The 17,257-nt window shown below is 63.9% G+C and carries 20 protein-coding genes and 1 tRNA gene; 12 read left to right on the forward strand and 9 right to left on the reverse strand.

The window, feature by feature from the left end:
• Positions 1–183: 183 nt before the first annotated feature.
• The gene (locus FIV09_RS02275) at positions 184–579 is read right to left on the reverse strand and encodes a hypothetical protein (RefSeq protein WP_152448469.1); all 396 of its coding nucleotides are present in this window, start codon (positions 577–579) and stop codon (positions 184–186) included.
• A 12-nt stretch (positions 580–591) separates the two neighbouring features.
• Positions 592–1,794, reverse strand: coding sequence for a pyridoxal phosphate-dependent aminotransferase (locus FIV09_RS02280; protein ID WP_152448470.1), 1,203 nt, complete (start codon positions 1,792–1,794; stop codon positions 592–594).
• A gap of 102 nt (positions 1,795–1,896) precedes the next feature.
• On the opposite strand from FIV09_RS02280, the gene FIV09_RS02285 reads away from it, so the two are divergent.
• The 3 genes from FIV09_RS02285 to FIV09_RS02295 all read left to right on the forward strand — a co-directional run bounded on the left by FIV09_RS02285 (position 1,897) and on the right by FIV09_RS02295 (position 3,161).
• Entirely contained in the window at positions 1,897–2,292 is a 396-nt protein-coding gene (locus FIV09_RS02285) for a multiprotein-bridging factor 1 family protein (protein ID WP_371417743.1), read from the forward strand.
• Positions 2,289–2,585 carry a succinate dehydrogenase assembly factor 2 gene (locus FIV09_RS02290; protein WP_152448471.1) on the forward strand — a complete coding sequence of 99 codons (297 nt, stop codon included), beginning with the start codon at positions 2,289–2,291 and terminating at the stop codon, positions 2,583–2,585. The genes FIV09_RS02285 and FIV09_RS02290 overlap by 4 nt, the downstream gene beginning before the upstream one ends.
• A 78-nt stretch (positions 2,586–2,663) precedes the next feature.
• Positions 2,664–3,161 carry a MarR family winged helix-turn-helix transcriptional regulator gene (locus FIV09_RS02295; RefSeq protein ID WP_152448472.1) on the forward strand — a complete coding sequence of 166 codons (498 nt, stop codon included), beginning with the start codon at positions 2,664–2,666 and terminating at the stop codon, positions 3,159–3,161.
• Between the two features lie 65 nt (positions 3,162–3,226).
• On the opposite strand, the gene FIV09_RS02300 is transcribed toward FIV09_RS02295, so the two are convergent.
• The 4 genes from FIV09_RS02300 to FIV09_RS02315 form a co-directional block, all read right to left on the reverse strand.
• Entirely contained in the window at positions 3,227–3,955 is a 729-nt protein-coding gene (locus tag FIV09_RS02300; protein WP_371417744.1) for a DUF1194 domain-containing protein, read from the reverse strand.
• Positions 3,956–3,971: 16 nt separating this feature from the next.
• On the reverse strand, positions 3,972–4,406 hold the full coding sequence (locus FIV09_RS02305; RefSeq protein ID WP_152448474.1) for a VOC family protein: 435 nt from the start codon (positions 4,404–4,406) through the stop codon (positions 3,972–3,974).
• An 86-nt stretch (positions 4,407–4,492) separates the two neighbouring features.
• On the reverse strand, positions 4,493–5,887 hold the full coding sequence (locus FIV09_RS02310) for a lipopolysaccharide assembly protein LapB (RefSeq protein WP_152448475.1): 1,395 nt from the start codon (positions 5,885–5,887) through the stop codon (positions 4,493–4,495).
• Positions 5,888–5,890: 3 nt separating this feature from the next.
• Positions 5,891–6,898, reverse strand: a complete 1,008-nt coding sequence (locus FIV09_RS02315; RefSeq protein WP_152448476.1) for a thymidylate synthase — start codon at positions 6,896–6,898, stop codon at positions 5,891–5,893.
• Between the two features lie 198 nt (positions 6,899–7,096).
• On the opposite strand from FIV09_RS02315, the gene thyX reads away from it, so the two are divergent.
• The 5 genes from thyX (at position 7,097) to FIV09_RS02340 (ending at position 10,976) form a co-directional block, all read left to right on the forward strand.
• The gene (gene thyX, locus FIV09_RS02320; RefSeq protein ID WP_152448477.1) at positions 7,097–8,005 is read left to right on the forward strand and encodes an FAD-dependent thymidylate synthase; all 909 of its coding nucleotides are present in this window, start codon (positions 7,097–7,099) and stop codon (positions 8,003–8,005) included.
• Between the two features lie 371 nt (positions 8,006–8,376).
• Positions 8,377–8,769: a DUF2177 family protein gene (locus tag FIV09_RS02325; RefSeq protein WP_152448478.1), complete on the forward strand. Its 393-nt coding sequence runs from the start codon at positions 8,377–8,379 to the stop codon at positions 8,767–8,769.
• A gap of 218 nt (positions 8,770–8,987) precedes the next feature.
• Positions 8,988–9,596 carry an outer membrane protein gene (locus tag FIV09_RS02330; RefSeq protein WP_254702449.1) on the forward strand — a complete coding sequence of 203 codons (609 nt, stop codon included), beginning with the start codon at positions 8,988–8,990 and terminating at the stop codon, positions 9,594–9,596.
• 180 nt (positions 9,597–9,776) lie between these two features.
• On the forward strand, positions 9,777–10,112 hold the full coding sequence (locus tag FIV09_RS02335) for a hypothetical protein (RefSeq protein WP_152448479.1): 336 nt from the start codon (positions 9,777–9,779) through the stop codon (positions 10,110–10,112).
• Between the two features lie 72 nt (positions 10,113–10,184).
• On the forward strand, positions 10,185–10,976 hold the full coding sequence (locus FIV09_RS02340; RefSeq protein ID WP_152448480.1) for an inositol monophosphatase family protein: 792 nt from the start codon (positions 10,185–10,187) through the stop codon (positions 10,974–10,976).
• A 12-nt stretch (positions 10,977–10,988) separates the two neighbouring features.
• Here FIV09_RS02340 and FIV09_RS02345 read toward each other — a convergent pair whose 3' ends face one another.
• Both FIV09_RS02345 and FIV09_RS02350 read right to left on the reverse strand, forming a co-directional pair.
• Positions 10,989–11,357 carry a GFA family protein gene (locus FIV09_RS02345; RefSeq protein ID WP_152448481.1) on the reverse strand — a complete coding sequence of 123 codons (369 nt, stop codon included), beginning with the start codon at positions 11,355–11,357 and terminating at the stop codon, positions 10,989–10,991.
• Entirely contained in the window at positions 11,354–12,100 is a 747-nt protein-coding gene (locus tag FIV09_RS02350; RefSeq protein ID WP_152448482.1) for a rhomboid family intramembrane serine protease, read from the reverse strand. The genes FIV09_RS02345 and FIV09_RS02350 overlap by 4 nt, the downstream gene beginning before the upstream one ends.
• A 271-nt stretch (positions 12,101–12,371) precedes the next feature.
• Here FIV09_RS02350 and FIV09_RS02355 point away from each other — a divergent pair, with 271 nt between their 5' ends.
• From FIV09_RS02355 to FIV09_RS02365, 3 genes are all read left to right on the forward strand, one after another.
• A complete protein-coding gene (locus FIV09_RS02355; protein WP_152452295.1) occupies positions 12,372–12,848 on the forward strand; it encodes an Lrp/AsnC family transcriptional regulator in 477 nt (158 codons plus the stop codon).
• Positions 12,849–12,878: 30 nt separating this feature from the next.
• Entirely contained in the window at positions 12,879–13,424 is a 546-nt protein-coding gene (locus tag FIV09_RS02360; RefSeq protein WP_152448483.1) for a tetratricopeptide repeat protein, read from the forward strand.
• 40 nt (positions 13,425–13,464) lie between these two features.
• Positions 13,465–13,550, forward strand: a tRNA-Leu gene (locus tag FIV09_RS02365).
• A gap of 43 nt (positions 13,551–13,593) precedes the next feature.
• On the opposite strand, the gene FIV09_RS02370 is transcribed toward FIV09_RS02365, so the two are convergent.
• Entirely contained in the window at positions 13,594–15,513 is a 1,920-nt protein-coding gene (locus tag FIV09_RS02370; protein ID WP_152448484.1) for an acyl CoA:acetate/3-ketoacid CoA transferase, read from the reverse strand.
• A gap of 236 nt (positions 15,514–15,749) precedes the next feature.
• Between FIV09_RS02370 and FIV09_RS02375 the strand changes: the two genes are divergently transcribed.
• Positions 15,750–17,249 carry a calcium-binding protein gene (locus FIV09_RS02375; RefSeq protein WP_152448485.1) on the forward strand — a complete coding sequence of 500 codons (1,500 nt, stop codon included), beginning with the start codon at positions 15,750–15,752 and terminating at the stop codon, positions 17,247–17,249.
• The last annotated feature ends 8 nt before the right edge of the window (positions 17,250–17,257 follow it).

Raw genomic sequence — 17,257 nt, forward strand, 5'->3', positions numbered from 1 at the left:
GCTCCTCTTCGGTTCGGAAACAGAAAAGGCCCCGCAGCGATGCGGGGCCTCTTTCATTGGGGGTGGTGCGTCGGGCGCGCCGTCCTGTTTCGGGCTTGTAGACGGGACGGGCGGATCAGATCCGCGTCACCGGCTCCGGCACCTTTCTAAGATCAAAGCGTGGGCAAAATCCCACCGCCCCGATCACCCCAATCGATCCGCCTTCTTGCGTACCAGTACCGTGCGTAGATCGTGCATCGCCAGAAGCAGCGCATCGGTAACCTCTTCAAGCTGGTCAGGCGTGGCCTTGGATTGCGCCCATTGGGTCGTCAGGTTCATGTGATCGATGGCACGGTGAATGTCGTCCATGTCCCGCGCCGCGACGAGGGCGCGGCGCCCATCCATCCAGGCCTCGATCTCGGCCATGTCTTCCGCGCTCAGAACGCGGTCGCCCTGCGGCTTGATCTCGCCATTGCGGATATTGACCACCGCGATGGGCTCCATTTCGATCCGCCTCTGACGGTTCTCGGTATCGAGACGGAAAACCAGCGCGCCATTCTCGCGCACGCGGAAGTAATAATCTGGCAGGTCACTGGACATCTTTCAGGCTCCTCACGTCAGGCCGTCACAGAAGCGGCGGATGCGGGTGCAGGCCTCGGTCAGATCGGCGTCCGAGGCCGCGTAGCTGATGCGGAAATGCGGCGAGAGGCCGAACGCCGCGCCGAAGACGACAGCGACGCCTTCCTCTTCCAGAAGCGCGCGGGCGAAGACCTCGTCATCCTCGATTGTCGTGCCGCCATCGCTTGTCTTGCCGATGGCGCCCGCGCAGGACGGATAGACATAGAAGGCCCCTTCGGGCGTGGGGCAGTCGAGATGCGGCGTATCGTTCAGCGCCGCGACCACCATGTCGCGCCGACGTTGGAACGCCGTCAGTCGCTCCGCCAGGAAGTCCTGCGGTCCGTTCAGTGCTTCGACGGCTGCCCATTGGCTGATCGAGCAGGGGTTCGTCGTCGATTGCGACTGCACCTTTCGCATCGCGGTGATCAGATGCTCCGGCCCGCCCGCATAACCGATCCGCCAGCCCGTCATCGCGTAGGCCTTGGAGACGCCGTTCACCGTCAGCGTCCGGTCGTAGAGCGCGGGCGCCACTTCGGCAGGGGTGCAGAAGGTGAAACCGTCATAGGCCAGATGCTCGTACATGTCGTCCGACATGATCCAGACATGCTCATGGCGCTCCAGAACCTCCGTCAACGCGCGCAGCTCGTCGTGCGAATACCCCGCACCGGTGGGGTTCGACGGCGAGTTGAAGATGAACCATTTCGTCCGGGGCGTGATCGCCGCCTCGAGCGCTTCGGGCGTCAGCTTGAAATTCGTGTCCATCCCGGCCTCGACGATCACGGGCTCTGCACCGGCGAGCCGCACAATATCGGGGTAGCTGACCCAGTAGGGCGCGGGAATCACCACCTCGTCGCCCGGGTTCAGTGTCGCAACAAGCGCGTTGAACAAAACTTGTTTGCCGCCCGTCGAGACCGAGATCTGCGACGCCTTGTAGTCCAAGCTATTCTCCCGCTTGAACTTTTCGCAGATCGCCTGCTTCAGTTCGGGGATTCCGTCCGGTGCGGTGTATTTCGTTTTTCCCGCATGGATTGCCGCAATCGCTGCGGCTTTTATGTTATCCGGTGTGTCAAAGTCAGGTTCGCCGGCCCCGAGTCCGATCACGTCCCGCCCCTCGGCCGCGAGGTCCCGGGCGAGTTGTGTGACGGCCACGGTCGGCGACGGTTTTACCCGGGCAAGCGTGTTCGACAGAAAGGACATGGCGTCAGCTCCGGCCAATGGTTTGAGATGGTTTCAAAGGGTTTATGGGGCGCGTTCTTGCCACGCAAGCATGCGCACGCCGAAGCAAGGGAGATTGACGAGATGATGAGCGATGTTGACTGGTACGGCCCCGATGCCGCGACCTTCGGCGACCGCGTGGCCGCCGCGCGGGAGGCCGCTGGCATGAGCCCGGAGCAGCTGGCCCGGCGCATTGGGGTCAAGGCGCGTACCCTGCAGAACTGGGAGAATGACCTGTCGGAGCCGCGCGCGAACAAGCTGTCGATGCTGTCGGGGCTCTTGAACGTGTCGATGATCTGGCTCCTGACCGGCGAGGGGGAAGGCGTGGTCGGCCCGGGCGAGGCCGAGACCAGCTCCGGCGATCTGCGCGACGCGATCACGGAATTGCGCGCGATCCGCACGGATATGAAAGCCCTTGCAGAGCGGGCCGGACATCTTGAAAAGCGGCTGCGCAACGCCCTGGCAACGGAGCCCACATGATTTCGGAACAGCCACGCGACGGAGAGCCCCGCGACATCCGCATCAAGCGTCTGAAAATGCGCTCCATGCGGCGCGGCATCAAGGAAATGGATCTGATTCTGATCCATTTCTCCCAAGCGCGCCTCGATGCGATGGATGATGCGGGGCTGGGCCTTTATGACGCTCTGCTGTCGGAGAACGATCAGGACCTCTACCAATGGGTGACGGGCCAGGTGGCGCCTCCCGCGCGCTTTTCGGGCCTTGTTGCGGAGATCGCGGCCACGTCGGAAGGGGTCGTGGCTGATATCCGCTAAACCCCGGCGCCACTTAACCTAATCTTCGGTTTTTTCGCCAATGCTGCACGCCGATCAAGGGATCAGCGGAGACAGCGAATGAGCATCCATTCCCCTCTGGGGCAGGCTGGGCAAGCCAGCTTCATGATAACCTATCTCGATGCGCTGTCGCTGGTGGAGCGACTGCATCGGCTGTTGCTCGACGTCATAAAGGACGAATTCGAGCGGGTCGGCATCTTGCAGATCAATGCCGTGCAGGCGTTGTTGCTGTTCAATATCGGCGACAATGAAGTCACCGCCGGGGAGCTGAAGACGCGCGGCTATTACCAGGGCTCGAATGTCAGCTACAATCTCAAGAAGTTGGTCGAGGCGGGGTATATGCACCACCAGCGCTGCGAAATCGACCGCCGCGCCGTGCGCGTGAAGCTGACCGACAAGGGCCAGGAGATCCGCGCTTTGGTGGAGCAGCTATTCGCCCGGCATGCGGAAGGACTGGAAGGGAAGGGCGTTCTGGGCCCCGACGGTCTGGAAGACATCACCCATGCGCTTCGCCGGGTGGAGCGGTATTGGACCGATCAGATCCGCTATATCTACTAGGCACCACACAGGCGGAGGCGGGCAGAGCGCTGTTTCCGTGCGCCGCGCATGTTTTGCGCCGGCGTTTAGCCCGGCGGAGTGTCGACGGACGTGCCGCGCGGTGCGGGTTCGGCTTCACCCACGACGAGGTTGCTGATCTCGCGGAACAGCTTGCGCGTCATCGCGCGGCGATAGCCCTCATAGCCCTCTGACAATTCCACGAAGGCATTGGGCCCGTGCATGACGTTGAACTCGTAGTAATCGGCGACCATCGGATCGGCGCCCAGTATGGCGAGCCCGTTCACCGTCACCCCTTGGAAGGGGAAATGTTTGTAAGCAAGATCAGGGCCGAAGCCGTCATTGGTGATCCCGTCGCCCGAGACATCGATCACCCGGCGCGCACAGTCTGGTCCGCGCGTCAGCAATGTCGCCCCATATCCCAGCGCGTAGCCCATCGCCGTCGGGAAACGGGTCTGCGACCGCGGGAAGGCGCGCAGCTGGGCGATGGCCCGGTCGATGTCGGCATCATCACGCAGCGCGGTCCAATCCAGCACCAAGGCATTCTGACGCCGCCCGCTCCATTCATAGACCGCCAGCGCCACGTGACCTGGGCCGGAGAGGATCGCCCGGCGGATATCTGGATCGCCCAGGGCCGCGGCCGCCCCGTCGCGCTGGAGGATGTATTCCCGGTCATCGACCGAGCTCGAGACATCGAGCGCCAGGACAAGGGCGAGACGGCACGCGGCCGCCTGCGCTGCAGCGCCTTGCGCTAAACCTGCCGACAGCACGAGAGCCGTCAGCAGGGATGTCAGCACGGATCTTACCAAGGTCTTACCAATGGCCCGTGTTTTCCATGGACGCCCAGGGCTCCTGCGGCTCTTTCGCATCGCCCTTCTGCAACAGCTCCACCGAGACGTTGTCGGGCGAGCGCACGAAGGCCATGTGCCCGTCGCGGGGCGGACGATTGATGGTCACACCCGCATCCATCAGGGTCTGGCACATCTCGTAGATGTCATCCACGCGGTAGGCCAGATGCCCGAAATGGCGGCTGTCCGAGGGCAGGCCGTCATCGCCGTCCCAGTTATAGGTCAGCTCCACATCGGCGCGTCCATCGTCCTGATCGGGCGGGCACAGGAAGACGAGCGTGAAGCGGCCCGCTTCCACATCCTTGCGCATCCGCTCCTTCAGGCCGAGGAGCTTGTAAAATTCGATGGATTTTTCGAGGTCCTTCACGCGGACCATCGTGTGCAGATATTCGATGGACATCTGTGTCCTTCCTTCCTTTCGGTTGCTGCCGATAGGGTAGGGGGATGGGCGCTGCTGTCTAGGCGTCGTGTTGCGCCGTGATCGGATCAGAAGGCGGATTTGATACCGAAACTGACGCTCACTTCCTCGGTATCGAAGCGGCTGACATTGCTGTCTCGGTTCTGAGCGGTCACGCTGACCTCCGGCACGAAGCCCGCATAGTCGAGCGCGCCGAATTCCATGTTCAGCCCCACCGCCCAGGCGCGGTCCTGCCGTCCGCCCGGCACATCGAGCACGCCGACGATGTAATCGGGGTAATCTTCCTCGCGCAGTGAGACCTGCCCGGTCAGCCCGATGCCCAGGACCGGGCGACCATGCGCATAGCTCACGCTGATGCCCTGCGCGGTGCCGTCCTGAAAGGTGTTGCGCGGATCGCTGGTCTGGCCGCTGATCGTGCCGTCGATGCGGCTGCCGCCGGGCAGCGCGAAGCTGAGGCCGAGCTGGAGCGTGCGGTAGGTTTCCACGTCATCCGGATAGGCCTCCGGCGTGCGGTCTTCCTGCGAGAAGGCGGTTGAGAGACGCAGCTTGTCGGTCAGCAGGACCCAGCCCTCGACCTGGCCCTTGCGGAAATCATGCAACTCCGCGCCGCCATACCAGGTCCGCCCGCCGGTCACGGTCAGTCGTCCGCCCGCGCGGCCTCCGGGCAGGATCGCATCCTGCTGCAGACCGGCCGTCATGGTGGTCTGGTCGAAATCCGAATCGCTGAGGTCAGGGGCCTGGTCCTCGGCATCCGCACTCAGATCGACCCGTCGCTCGAACTGGGAATACAGCAGACGGGTCCGCCATAGATCGCCTTGGGCGATCCGGTAGGACAAATCGACCGAGGCGCGCGCCTCGACCCCGTCCAACGCCTGTGCCGAGCCCGACAGGATGCCCACCGCGTCCTGGCCCGCAATGGTGTTGTACTCGTCCGAGGAGCCGTCATTTACGTTGGACGAGGGCGTGATCGAGGCAGCGATGTTGAAGCGGAACGGGTTGATGGCCCGCACCCGGCGATAATCGCGCGCGACGACGGCTTCGGCCTGGGCATTCGGGGCGGTCTGATATGCGCGGCGAAGCCAGTATTGCGACAGCGTGTAATGCTCTTCGGCCAATGCGGCCCGCGCGGCAATCGACGAGGCAGCAAAGCGGGCGTCCGGCTCATCTGCGAGGCGGAACATGCGCCGAGCGGCCTGCCGCGCCTTGGTCGGTGACTTTCGGGCCTCGGCGGCCTTGGCGGTCAGGTAATGCGCCTCGACATCGTCTGGATCGGCCTTCAAAAGCCCCGCGATGATCGCCTCGGCTCCGTCGATATGCCCGAAACGTATGAGCTCGAGCGCCATCTGCCGCGCTTCGGGGCGCGACATGGCCAAAGCCTGTTTCGGATCATCGGACGCGGAGACGGCGCCCCCGATCGGGGCGCCGCAAGTCAGCAGGATCGCAAGGGATGCGGCAAGGCGCATGGATTACGGGTTGACCTGATTGCACAGCGCGTCGTTTGCCGCGGCGGTGCCGCATTGCTCGAGCGTGAAGACGCCCCATTCCAGTTCGTTCTCAAGACCGAGCTGATTGCTCGTGCCATCGATCTGGTCCAGCTGGATGCCCCCGACGATGGATTGCGCATTGTCGCCATCGAATTCGCCCGCGTAGCTGCCGACTGCAATGTCGTCGATGCCCTGCCAGTCAGGATCGCTTTGTTGCAGCGAGTATTCCACGGTCCCCGTGAAGGCACCGGCGTCGGTGATCTCGGTATTGACGAGGACGACGGAAGGCAGGCTGTTGCCGGTATCGGTGATCTCGCGGTCGTAGATGTTCCCCTCGACGCGATTGTCGGCGAAATCCGCGTTCATGAAGACGGTGCCGGTGACCTCGGCCGCCTGGCTCGGGATAAGCTCTGCGGGGGTCGTGGGATCGACCGGGAGCAGGTCTTCACCCGATCCGCCGCCATTGAGCAGACCCACATACCGCCCGACATAGGAGACAAGACCCGTCGTGTTGCTGACCTGAGGTGCGGAATAGGTGCCCGACGTCTCGTAGTAATCGCCGGTGAAATACTCGTTGTAGGGTCCGCCTGTCGCAACGACCGTCGCGCGCGCGCCGGTCGAGGTCGTATTGGTGTAGGCCGTGGCGTGCCGGTCCAGCGCGTCGTCCTGCTTGGTATAGGCTTCGAACCCGTTGCGATCGAGCGCGGGTGCTCGCGTATAAACCGCCTCATAGGGCGTATCGTCGAGATAGATGCCTTCGACGAGAAGGGTATCCGAGGCCGAGTCGTAGCTGACATTGCTGACGTTGCGCGCGATGTTTTGCGGGATGCGTGCCGCGTCCTCGTCATCCGTGCCGCCATTGCCGCCGCCCGTATCGTCGTCCTCTTCTTCCTCGGCGCCGCGGGAGATCGGGTTGTCGCCGCTGCCTCCACCGGAGTCGCACGCGGAAAGTATCGCCAGCGCGATGAGCATTGCAAGAATGCGCGTCATGTGTCCTGCCTCGAACTATGTTTATCGTTTTGCCGCAAAGGGTTCCGGGAATGCCCTGCCAAGTCAACCATGGGGTGCGGCGCCCGGGCAGAACAGATGCCAAGTGCGGCGGATTTGCATGACTGTATGTGGTGGTTTTTGCCCCAGCTTTCTGCAAGATATTGTCTCGACTGATTCATTTAGCGGCGAGGCGGCCCCATGACCCTGACCCCCGAGCAACAATCCGAAATCGACGCGCAGCGCGCGCAGACCAGCACCACGCTGCGCGCCACCGCCGCGGGGATGGAGCAGCATCTCTACACCGCGATCCCCGTGCTCGATCACGGATTTGTCCGGGTCATCGACTATATGGGCGACGACGCGGCCATCACGCAGGCCGCGCGGGTTTCCTACGGGAAAGGCACCAAGGCCGTGTCGAACGATGAGGGGCTCATCCGCTACCTCATGCGCCACTGGCACTCGACGCCCTTCGAAATGTGCGAGATCAAGCTGCACGTCAAACTGCCAGTCTTCGTGGCACGCCAGTGGATTCGGCACCGGACGGCGAACGTGAACGAGTATTCGGCGCGCTACTCGATCCTCGATCGCGAATTCTACATCCCGGCACCCGAGCATCTGGCGGCGCAATCGGTGGTCAACAACCAGGGCCGGGGCGAGGCGCTCTCGGGCGAGGAAGCCGACCGCGTGCTCCGCTACCTGCGCGACGACGCGATGCGCGCCTATGACCACTACGAGGAGATGATCTCGGACGAGGACCAGCAGGGCCTCGCCCGCGAATTGGCGCGGATGAACCTGCCCGCCAACATCTATACGCAATGGTACTGGAAGGTGGATCTGCACAATCTGTTGCACTTCCTGCGCTTGCGCGCGGATTCCCATGCGCAATACGAAATCCGCGTCTATGCCGAGGCGCTTTGCGAGGTCGTGCGCGATTGGGTGCCCTTTGCTTACAAGGCCTTCGAGGATTACCGCATGGGCGGCGCGACCCTGTCGTCGGGCGCCCTGGACTGCGTGCGCCGGATGCTGAAGGGCGAGGAAGTCACGCAGGAAAACTCCGGCATGTCCAAGGGCGAATGGCGGGAGTTCATGGGGGTTATTGAGGGCTAAGCCGTCAAGCGAACCGCACGCCCTTCGACCCATATCAGAGATTGCTCAGAAACGCCTGCCCGTGGGATGGCGCTGCGACATGTGAGCGGATGCGCTTTATCCCAGCCAAGTCGCTGCACAGAACGAACGCCGCGCCTGCGTCACCAAAGCGCCAGCCCGTCGGGGCGGGCAGGCGCTGGGCGCGGCGGCAGCAAACTGCCTTGATTCCGCGCCAAGGGGATATGAATGCTCCCGATATGGGCTCTGTCCGAGATCCCCGATCGCTGCATTCCTCACCTCCGAGCGCCCTTTGCCGCATGAGGCGGCGCGGTCACCTTCACCCGACGGGCGCTTGCGCTATCTCTGCGTGACAACAGCCAGAAAGCGCGCCCATGACCCTCTACCTCATCACCGCCGCCCTCTTCCTCGTGATCGATGCGATCATGCTCACCTTCGTGATGAAGCCGCTCTTCACGCGGCATCTGGGCGATCTCATGCGCGACAGCCCGATGCTCGGGGCGGCGGCGGGGTTTTACCTCCTTTACGTGGCGGGGCTCGTCTTTCTGGTCTCGATGCCCGCGCTCCGCGACGGTGATCCGGGGCGCGCGGCGCTGCATGGCGCGATCATCGGCGCGATGGCCTATGGCACCTACGAGTTCACCTGCATGGCGATCATGAAGGATTGGTCCTGGCAGATGGTCGCGGCCGATACGACCTGGGGCGCTGTCCTCACGGGGTTTTCGGCCTGGGCGGGCGTGCAGATCGTAATGCGTTTTCAGGGCTGAGGCTGACGCGGCGGAAGGTTCCAGACCCGCCGATTTCTCTGCGAAAATCCGCCGCAAGCCCCGAAAAACATAAGCAAAACCCAGCCGGTGTTGCTTGCGTGCGACGGGCAAGTTTTCGTGACCGCCCCGTGACGGAACTTCCCGCCCCGCGCACCCATTTCTGCCCCGTCGCCCTCATCGGGACGGCACGAGATCCGAGACAAAAACGGAGCAGAGATATGATGACCAAGACCATGACCGCCGCCGCGGCGCTGATCGCCGCAAGTGCAACCGCAGGCCTCGCAGGCAGCCCGGCCGCCACCCCCGCAGACCCCGCGCCCATGGCCGCAGTGCCGCCGGCACCCGCCGCGCCGATCTACGACTTCGCGGGCCCCTCGGTCGGTGTTCAGCTCGGCTATAACGGCATCGACGTGGAAGACGGCGATATCGAGGAAGAAGGCGGCACGCTCGGTGTGCGCGGCAACTACGATTTCCGCCTCGGCAACAACGTGATCGGCGGTGTCGGTCTGCAATATGACGAAGGCGAGATCGACCTCGACGACGCAGCGACGCTCGACAACATCGTGCGGCTCGGCGGCCGCCTCGGCGTCGATTCCGGCCGGAATTTCTTCTACGGCACCGGCGGCTACGCGTATGCCACGACCGAAGATGACGACCTCGATATCGGCGATTCCGGCGGCTACTTCGCAGGCGTCGGCTACGAAGTCTTCCTGCAGGAGAACGTGACCGTCGGCACCGAAGTGCTGTACCACGAGTTCAACGAGTTCGATAACGACGTGGACGTGGAAGCCACGACCGCGAACGTGTCGCTGAACTACCGTTTCTGATCGCGCCGTCGCGTGCGAAAGACGCCCGGCCCCAGCGGCCGGGCGTTTTGTTTCGAAAAGCGCGCAGGATTGTCTGCGTTGCGGAAACACCCCGTTTCAGGCGATAAAAATTGACTAAGACCCCGTCGGACGTCACTATTTTTGCAGATGTTTGTTTTTCGATCCGAGGGGCTGGATATCATGTTGAAGAAGACCGCCGCGCTGGGCCTTGCCGCGCTTTTGATGACAAGCGGGGCCGCGGTCGCGAGTGACGCCTATACCGGCACCTATAACGATCCGAACTCGAATTTCCTCTATCACGAGGTGCGCGGCGTCGCGAATTACTGCCCCGCGGGCCTGCAGCCGGTGCAGATCGGCGGCGAGATCTGCTGTGGCAAGCCCAATGCCGCACCTTACGTGGATCGCGCGGGTGGCACCCGCAAGGCACGCTCCCACGCACCGCGCCAGGTGTTCCAGGCAGGCGTGAAGGGCGGGTATTTCTCCACCGAAGGCATAAAGGGAATGGGCGGGCAATAAAGCAGCCCTTCACATCCCGGCATCGCCCGCGTATAGCCCCGGCCTGATCCACCATCGAAGGCCGGGTGTTCCATGCAGGGCAGTGCGAATATCAACATCATGATCAAGGCGGCGCGCAAGGCGGGCCGTTCCCTTGTGAAGGATTTCCGCGAAATCGAGAACCTGCAGAGCTCCATGAGAGGGGCTGCGGATTTCGTCAGCCGCGCGGATCTCGCTGCGGGCAAGATCCTCCGCGAGGAGCTGACCACCGCGCGCGGCACCTACGGGTATCTTGCAAAGGGCCAGGACGAGATCGAGGGCGAGGATCCGACGCGCCGCTGGATCGTCGATCCGCTGGATGGTGCGAGCAACTTCCAGCACGCCCTGCCGCATTTCGCCATCTCGATTGCGCTTGAGCACAAGGGCAAGATCGTCGCCGCCGTGGTCTTCGATCCCGCCAAGGACGAGCTGTTCTATTCCGAGAAAGGTGCCGGCGCCTGGCTCAACGACAACAAGCGCATGCGCGTCTCGTCGCGGTCGCGTCTGCATGAGGCGCTTTTCGCCACGGGTGTGCCGTCGGGCGCGAAGCACACGCTGCCTGCGACCCTCAAGGATCTGGCCAAGCTGATGCCCGCCACGGGCGGCATGCGGCAATGGGGCTGTGCGGCGCTTGATCTCGCCTATGTCGCGGCCGGTCGCATCGATGGCTACTGGGAGCGGGAGCTTCAGATCGGCGCCATTGCGGCAGGCTCGCTCATCGCGCTGGAAGCGGGCGCGCTGGTCGGTGCGATCCGCGAAGGGCAGGACCCGCTCGAAGTGGGCGCGATCCTGTGTGCCAACAGCAACGTCTACGACCAGTTCGCGCGCATCATCCGCGAAGTCTGACCGCTCCGGACCTTACCTGTCCGAAGGGTGATTCACCCCGTCGTTCCACGCGATGGGTTCGAACTCTGCCGGGTTCACCCCGTCGATGGCCCCCATGTTGATCCCGTATTCGCGCGGGTCCGACCGGCGTCGGTGATACATGTAGATGCCGCAGGTGCCGCAGAAATAATGCTCGGCCGTGCCCGTCCCGAACTGGTAGAGCGTCAGGGCCTCCGCGCCGCGCAGCACGTCGAGATCCTCGCGGCGGGCGGAGACCATGGGCGCGCCCCTCCGGCGGCAATAGGAACAGTCGCAGCGCCGCGCGGTCTCAAGCCCCGCAGACAGCGTCGCGCGCAGCGAAACGGCGCCGCAATGGCAGGTTGCGGTGATGGTCTGGGTCATCGGCGTCTCCGAACTCGGGGCACGTTGGTGCGCTTGAAGTCGTAGCGTGCCTCGGGATGCGGGGGATGGCCATGGGTGCGGTTCCAGAAACGCGGCCCGCCCCGGCGCAGCCATAGCGGAAGCGCCATCAGCATCCCGATCACGAAGCCGCCCGCATGGGCCCAATAGGCCACGCCGCCGCCATCCGCCGCCGTGCCGAATCCGCCCAGGAACTGCATCCCGAGCCAGAGCGCCAGCATGATCCAGGCGGGGATGGTGATGATCTTGAAGATGATGATCAGGATCACGAGGATATCGACCTGCGCCTTCGGGAACAGCAGCAAGTAGGCCCCCATCACGCCCGCGATCGCCCCTGAGGCACCGACCATCGGCACCGGGCTGAAGGGCGCGGTGATGTATTGCGCCAGGCCCGCGGCAAAGCCCGAGGCCAGGTAGAAGCCAAGATAGCCCAGATGCCCCATCTCGTCTTCGACATTGTCCCCGAAGATGAACAGAAACAGCATGTTGCCCAGAAGGTGCATGATCCCGCCATGCAGGAACATCGAGGTCGCAAAGCCGCCGAGCCCGTCGCCCTGGCTTATCCGCGCGGGGATAAGAGCCCAGTCCCAGAAGAACATGTTCAGCATCTGCGGATTGGAGAACAGACCGAAATACCCGACGAAGACAGCCACGTTGACCGCGATCAGCCCGTAGGTGACGAAGGGGATGCGGCCGGAGGGGTTGTGATCGCGGATCGGAAACATGCAGCAGAGCTTGGCGCTGCGCAGCGATTGGTCAAGCTTGGTTGAGGGCGCCGGGCGACAAACCTGTGGGGGCGCCATGTTGGGTCGGCGGTTGCGCATGTTGCGCGTGCGATGTTCCGACAAAACTGAGAGGCGGGCATTCGGTTCGGTGACGCCTCTCTCATGCCTATGCGCCATCGGCGAATATGCTACGCTTGGCGCAGATTTCGGGCGCCTGACCCGCAATGGCGTCGGAATGCAGGCCAGATGGATGGAATGAGCAATGACAGACATGACAAATGGCCTTTTAGATCTCGACCGGTTCGATCAGGCGATCCTGACGACGCTGGCCGCCGAGGGGCGCCTTTCGGTGACCGAGCTTGCGCGGCGGATCGGCCTGTCGAAATCGCCGACCCAGGCCCGGCTCAAACGGCTGGAGGCCAGCGGCGCGATCCTGGGATACCGCGCGATCCTCGATCCGATCCAGCTCGGACTCGATCATGTGGCCTTTGTCGAGGTGCGGCTGCGCGACACGTCGGAAACCGCGCTGGCGGAGTTCAACGAGGCCGTCGCCTTCATTCCCGAGATCGAGCAGGCGCATCTGATCGCGGGCAATTTCGACTACCTCTTGAAAGTGCGGACGTCGGATATGCGCGCCTATCGCCGGGTGCTCGCCGATCAGATCTCGAAGCTGCCGCACATGGCGTCGACCTCGACCTACGTGGCGATGGAGGCGGTGAAGGAGGCCGGTCTCGCCGACGTGACTTGACCGGAGGGCAGGGCTCGGGATGCTGAGGGGATGAAGTCCTTTGCGCTCGCCACGGCCCTTCTTGCCGTCCCGACCCTTCTGCTCGCAGATTGTCCCGCTGCGCCGGATCACTCTGCGGCCATTGCAGAGACGCTCGATCGCATACAGGCGGCAGAGCGCGAGATGGATGCGCGCCTCCTGTCGAACCAGCTTTGGGAATACTGGACCGATGCCCCGGACGAGGCCGCGCAGGAGCTTCTGGATAGCGCGATGCGCGCGCGGGAAAGCTACGATTACCTGCGGGCCCGCGACGCGCTGGATCGGCTCGTGGCCTATTGCCCGGACTATGCCGAAGGCTACAACCAGCGCGCCTTCGTGTCCTTCCTGACCCAGAACTTCGAGGCGGCGCTGCCCGATCTCGACCGCGTGCTGGCGCTCAGCCCGAACCACGTGGCTGCGATGTCCGGCAAGGCGCTGACCCTGATGGGGCTGGGCCGCGATGCCGACGCGCAGGAGGTGCTGCGCGCGGCGGTCGCGCTCAACCCGTGGCTGTCCGAACGCCACCTTCTGACAGAGCCGCCCGGCGAGGACATCTGACGCTTTTCCTTCGCGCGCGATACCGCTAGGACGGAGCCGGGCCCGCGTGGTGGAATGGTAGACACAGGGGACTTAAAATCCCTAGGCGTAAAAGCCGTGCCGGTTCGAGTCCGGCCGCGGGTACCACCTCAACCTCCCCGAATGATCGACAGCCGTGGTCCGGCGCTTGTCAGCTTTCCAGGTAGCTGCGCGCCTGTTCTTCGGTCTCGAAGATATGCTTGCGTGCCTCGGGGAAGGCCTCGCCCAGTTTCACCCGCATGAAGGCAGAGCCGGAATACCGCGTGACGGTGCCGTAATACTGCTCTTCCAGGGCGCTGACCATGCGCGCCCATTCGGGCAGGACTTCCTCGTCGATGCGGCTGCCATCGTAGTTCACGATGACGTCGACGCGGTGATCGAGCGGTGCGCAGACCGCCTCCACCGCGGCGCGCACGGTTTCGACCTCGTCGAGATTGCGCACGCGCAACTTCTCGAAATTGAGGAACAATCGCTGGCCACCCGCCTCGAGCGCCACACGGTTTTCGATCCCGATATCGAACAATTCGTCGCGTAGCCCCATTTCGCGGTCGCGGAAGAGGCGCAGGTCCATCTTCGCCACGTCCTCGATGATCGGGCGGGTCTCCATATGGGCCAGGATATCGCGGTCGAGATCGACGCCGGGTGCGATCTCGATCAATTGCAGGCCCCGTGGGGTCAGCTGGAAGACGCAGCGCTCGGTCACGTAGAGGACGGGCTGGTTCAACCGCGCCGCCCGTGCGCCCGAAAAGGTGATCTGCTCGACGTTATCGAGGAACTTGCGCGCGCGGCCTTCCTTGCGGATCTCGATCCCGTCCTCGGTGACAGCCACGTCGAGGCCGCCCGCCGTGAAGGTCCCTGCAAAGACCACGGTCTGGGCGTTCTGCGAGATGTTGATGAATCCGCCCGCCCCCGCGAGCCGTGTTCCGAACCGCGAGACATTGACGTTGCCCGTGGCATCGGCCTGCGCAAGGCCCAGGCAGGCCATGTCCAGCCCGCCGCCATCGTAGAAGTCGAATTGCGCGTTCTGGGTGATGATCCCGTCGACCCCCGTGGCCGCCCCGAAATCGAGGCCGGAGGCAGGCTGGCCGCCCACCACGCCCGGCTCCGCGGTCAGGGTCACATGGTCGAGCACGTTCTCCTCCGCCGCGATGGAGGCCACGCCTTCGGGCATCCCGATGCCCAGATTGACGATGCCGTTGATGGGCAATTCGAACGCACAGCGGCGCGCGATTACCTTGCGTGCATCCAGCGGGATCGACGCCACCTCGCCCTCGGGCGGGCGCACGCGGTTGGTGAAGGCGTGGCTGAAGGCGGTCTTGTAGGTCTGCATGTGGTGCTCGGGTTCGGCCACCACGACCGCGTCGACCAGCGCGCCCGGCAGGATCACCTCGCGCGCAGGCAGCGACCCGCGCTTGGCCACCCGTTCGACCTGCACGATCACGATTCCGCCCGCATTCTTGACCGCCATCGCCTGGGCGAGGTTGTCGAGGATCAGCGCCTCGCGCTCCATCGTGACATTGCCCGCCTCGTCGGCAGTCGTGCCGCGCAGCAGCGCCACGGAGATCTTCGGTGCGTGATAGAAAAGCATCTCCTCGCCCGCGATCTCCATCAGTTCCACGAGCGTGTCGGTGCTGATATCGTTGAGCCGTCCACCCATCTGGCGCGGATCCACGAAAGTCTCGAGGCCGACGCGGCTCAGAAGGCCCGGCTTGCCCGCTGCGATCTCGCGGTAGAGGTGGCTGACCACGCCCTGCGGCAGGTTCCAGCCCTCGATCTTGCCGTCGGTGCAGAGGGCCGCCACCTTCGGAATGAGGCCCCAATGCCCGCCGATGACGCGGCTCAGAAGGCCGTCATGGCCGAGCCGGTTCAGACCTCGCGTCTGGCCATCGCCCTGACCGGCCGCAAAGACCAGCGACAATTCGCGCGGGCTGCCCGTCTCCAGAAAGCGGGTTTCGATCGCGGCGAGAAGCGCATCCGGAACCCCGATGCCCACGAAACCCGATGTGGTCAGGGCGTCGCCATCCGTGACCAGCTTGGCCGCATCGGCGGCAGCGACGATTTTCTTCGGCATGGGATCCCCTCCTTTGGCGGCGCGGTCCTGAGCACTGATCCGGCGGCCCTTGCGTTATCCCTCAAAGGCGCGATCTTCTCAAGGAAAGGGCCCAAGCCCCGCCACGCACGGTTTTGATTGACAGATCGCATCCGGCTGCGGACCCTCTTCGCGATTGTCTCAGAGGTATCGCCATGGCCATTGCTCCGGTTTCCACACCCGATCCGATTTCGCAGGGGGCGGCGACAGAGGCCGCCATGTTCCTCAATGCTTGGATCTATGGCGATGGCACATTGCCCCCGGAATTCCAGGGCGCATCGTCCCTCGATAATGGCTATGACGACGATTACGCCGGGTTCATCACCGCCGCCACGGATGGCAGCTGGGAGCTTCTGGGCGCGTCCGACCTGACGGATGAATATTTCGACGCGACGCACGACTTCACCGATGGCGGGCTCTATATCGGCGGGTTGCCGGGCAATCCCGACAGCGGCGCCGAAGCGCTTGTCGCGGTCACGGAAATCGAGGGCGATACCACGCTCGTCATCGCGATTCGCGGCGCGGATGATGACAGTGCCGCCTTCGGCCCGCCCTTCTTCGCACCCCTCACATTGCAATTCTACGCGCAACTGCGCCCGGTCATTCAGGCCGCGGCCGATTATGCGGCCGATCCGGCCAACGGCATCGACGCGGTCGTCTTCTCCGGCCATTCGCTGGGCGGGACCATGGCGGATGTCTTTTCACTGATCGATGCGGGTCTCTTTACCGCGCATGATGTGCCGCTGACGGTGGTCTCGCTGGCCTCCGCAGGCGTGTCTGAAGGAGTGGTCGCGGTGGCCGAGTTCCTTCAGGGCGACACTTTGACGGAGCCGGGGCCGGGCTTGACCGGGGAGCCGATCCTTCTCGATCCCGACGATTTCGAGCATATCTCCGTCGCGCAGACCTCCGACCCGGTCCGCTTCCCCGAGGATTTCTCCCTGCCGGTGGTGCAGCCCTTGGTGGACAACCTCAACTTCGCCGCCGATCTGGTGATCGAGACCCCGAATGTGGGCGTCGACACTGCCGATGGCAGCTTCGGGGCCGGGCATTCGATCTTCCTCTACTGGCCCAACATCTCGGCGCTCGTGAACGACGGCTGGTATCCCGATTATACCGACCAGACCGTCATCATGGGCGTGTCGAATTACGACAGCCAGCCGACCTTCACGGATGCGCCCGTGGTGAACGGGTATGTGCCGCAATACGAGGGCTTCACGATCGACGACCGGGGCTTTGGCGCGTTGCGGGGCACGAACGAGGCGGATTTCATCCTTGGCCTCGATGGCGCGGACCAGCTTCTTGGTCGGGACGGCGACGACCTGATGTCGGGCGGCGCGGATAATGACCTGCTGCTCGGAGGGGACGGCGACGACAAGCTCGATGGCGGCACGGGGATCGACACGGTGGTCGGCGGCGACGGCGAGGATCTTCTAACATCGCTGGCGGATGGCGATCTGCTGATCGGCGGGGACGATGCGGATGTCTTCCAGTTCACCGCGCAAGGCAGTGGCGCCACGATTGCCGATTTCGAGGCGGGCATCGACACGATTGACCTCAGCCTTCTGGGGTTGAGCGAAAGCGATGTGAGCTGGAGTGACACGTCAGGCGGCGTGGCGGTCGATGCCGCAGGAACGACGATCATCCTTTCCGGGCTGTCCGCCGACGATCTGGATTACGGCGACTTCATCCTGTCGCCCGAGCTGGACACGCTGGTCTAGCCGCGCAA

Source organism: Roseivivax sp. THAF197b (genome assembly GCF_009363255.1).
Taxonomy (GTDB): domain Bacteria; phylum Pseudomonadota; class Alphaproteobacteria; order Rhodobacterales; family Rhodobacteraceae; genus Roseivivax.

Bases quoted from the DNA above. Each gene is read 5' to 3' on its own strand.
- FIV09_RS02275 (WP_152448469.1), bottom strand. From the start codon at position 579: ATGTCCAGTGACCTGCCAGATTATTACTTCCGCGTGCGCGAGAATGGC.
- FIV09_RS02280 (WP_152448470.1), bottom strand. From the start codon at position 1,794: ATGTCCTTTCTGTCGAACACGCTTGCCCGGGTAAAACCGTCGCCGACC.
- FIV09_RS02285 (WP_371417743.1), top strand. From the start codon at position 1,897: ATGATGAGCGATGTTGACTGGTACGGCCCCGATGCCGCGACCTTCGGC.
- FIV09_RS02290 (WP_152448471.1), top strand. From the start codon at position 2,289: ATGATTTCGGAACAGCCACGCGACGGAGAGCCCCGCGACATCCGCATC.
- FIV09_RS02295 (WP_152448472.1), top strand. From the start codon at position 2,664: ATGAGCATCCATTCCCCTCTGGGGCAGGCTGGGCAAGCCAGCTTCATG.
- FIV09_RS02305 (WP_152448474.1), bottom strand. From the start codon at position 4,406: ATGTCCATCGAATATCTGCACACGATGGTCCGCGTGAAGGACCTCGAA.
- FIV09_RS02310 (WP_152448475.1), bottom strand. From the start codon at position 5,887: ATGCGCCTTGCCGCATCCCTTGCGATCCTGCTGACTTGCGGCGCCCCG.
- FIV09_RS02315 (WP_152448476.1), bottom strand. From the start codon at position 6,898: ATGACGCGCATTCTTGCAATGCTCATCGCGCTGGCGATACTTTCCGCG.
- thyX (WP_152448477.1), top strand. From the start codon at position 7,097: ATGACCCTGACCCCCGAGCAACAATCCGAAATCGACGCGCAGCGCGCG.
- FIV09_RS02325 (WP_152448478.1), top strand. From the start codon at position 8,377: ATGACCCTCTACCTCATCACCGCCGCCCTCTTCCTCGTGATCGATGCG.
- FIV09_RS02330 (WP_254702449.1), top strand. From the start codon at position 8,988: ATGATGACCAAGACCATGACCGCCGCCGCGGCGCTGATCGCCGCAAGT.
- FIV09_RS02335 (WP_152448479.1), top strand. From the start codon at position 9,777: ATGTTGAAGAAGACCGCCGCGCTGGGCCTTGCCGCGCTTTTGATGACA.
- FIV09_RS02340 (WP_152448480.1), top strand. From the start codon at position 10,185: ATGCAGGGCAGTGCGAATATCAACATCATGATCAAGGCGGCGCGCAAG.
- FIV09_RS02345 (WP_152448481.1), bottom strand. From the start codon at position 11,357: ATGACCCAGACCATCACCGCAACCTGCCATTGCGGCGCCGTTTCGCTG.
- FIV09_RS02350 (WP_152448482.1), bottom strand. From the start codon at position 12,100: ATGTTTCCGATCCGCGATCACAACCCCTCCGGCCGCATCCCCTTCGTC.
- FIV09_RS02355 (WP_152452295.1), top strand. From the start codon at position 12,372: ATGACAAATGGCCTTTTAGATCTCGACCGGTTCGATCAGGCGATCCTG.
- FIV09_RS02360 (WP_152448483.1), top strand. From the start codon at position 12,879: ATGAAGTCCTTTGCGCTCGCCACGGCCCTTCTTGCCGTCCCGACCCTT.
- FIV09_RS02370 (WP_152448484.1), bottom strand. From the start codon at position 15,513: ATGCCGAAGAAAATCGTCGCTGCCGCCGATGCGGCCAAGCTGGTCACG.
- FIV09_RS02375 (WP_152448485.1), top strand. From the start codon at position 15,750: ATGTTCCTCAATGCTTGGATCTATGGCGATGGCACATTGCCCCCGGAA.